1 protein-coding gene is annotated in these 1,211 nt (G+C 55.2%); it reads right to left on the bottom strand.

Going from position 1 to position 1,211, the window contains the following annotated elements:
• Nucleotides 1-23: 23 nt before the first annotated feature.
• On the bottom strand, nucleotides 24-1,211 hold a 1,188-nt coding region (locus HMPREF2806_RS04245; protein ID WP_158013201.1), incomplete at its 5' end, for an HNH endonuclease signature motif containing protein.

Here is a 1,211-nt window from a genome sequence, read left to right as displayed (position 1 = left end):
TTTCGTCGTTTGAAACGACGGGGTTAGAAGGGGATGTCGTCGGTGCCGGCATCAGCGTCGGTCTTGCTCTCATGCTTGGCTTCTGCTTTGGCTTGGGCTTGTTGTTGTGCGTAGTCGTCGAGTTCTTGTTTTAAGTGTTGGGCTTCCTCACGCACGCGTTTCCTGGTGGCGGTGATGTGTTGGGCTACGGTCTGTGCCCACCGCTTCTGCTTTGGTGCTAGCGGCCCGTCAGCTTCGGTAATAGTCCAAGTACCGTCTTCATATAGCCAGATGACATCCCCGCTATACGGGTCCAGCAGGTATTTGAGGCTGCCATCGGTTTTCATGTTGTGATGACCCTGGCATAAACACGCCAGGTTCTTCGGATGGGTCGGGCCGCCTTCAGCCCAGTTATGCCGGTGATCCAACTGGCTAAGGAAAGCTGGTTTGCCACAGCCGCCAACCCGGCAGGTACCGTCACGGCCTTCGACATGTTTGCGCATGATGATTCCTGGTTGGTAGCCGTCTGCTTCAGCTACCTCGCCAGTTAAGTCCCGGGTCTTATCATGCGGCATGGGCTTAGCCCGCCAGCCGAAGCCTTCAATAAAGGTTGGTGCATTCTCAATGTCGCAGGCTTGGTAGGTGTGTAGCACCACGGTAGCTGGTGGCTTAGTCTCACCGGAGAGCAGTTTTATGACTGCCTCCGGGAGGGTGATGTCTTCCTTGGCGGCGGTGTGGTGGATGAAGGCGTCGAGTTTAATGCCGGTGTCTTCATCACAGTGCAGTTCCAGCCAGGCTGAGGTGCCGTTAGAAGAAAACCGGTACGTATTTTTAGGGCGGGTGTCCTGGTAGGCGATGGAGTTATCGAGGGTTTTGCAGATATCGCGAACTTTGCGCCTGATTTGACTACGCGTGGGAAAAACCTGATTCGGCTTAGAAGGGGTGAAGAAGTCAGCCAGGAGAGTGTCGATAAAGTCCAGGGTTTCATCAGTCAAGGCTGTCAGTGCTGACATGGGCTGATCAATAGCAATAAGGGACTCGATATCGAGCAGGCACAAGGTGTCTTGTATGGCTTTAACTTTCGGCAGGCTATCCAGGCGGTGGATAGCGCGCAGGCCGGATTTGATGTGGCCTTCGGGCAGTGACCAGGCAGCAACCAGGGATAGTGCGGTGGTGTTGATATCAGCCTGCAGGCTGGGCATAGCCCCGACCCAGGTGTCATAGGCAGCTCG

The organism is Corynebacterium sp. HMSC076G08, assembly GCF_001811515.1.
In the GTDB taxonomy this organism is placed as follows: Bacteria; Actinomycetota; Actinomycetes; order Mycobacteriales; family Mycobacteriaceae; genus Corynebacterium; species Corynebacterium hiratae.
The sequence above is the reverse complement of the archived record's forward strand: the minus strand, read 5'-3'. Positions and strand labels throughout refer to the sequence as shown.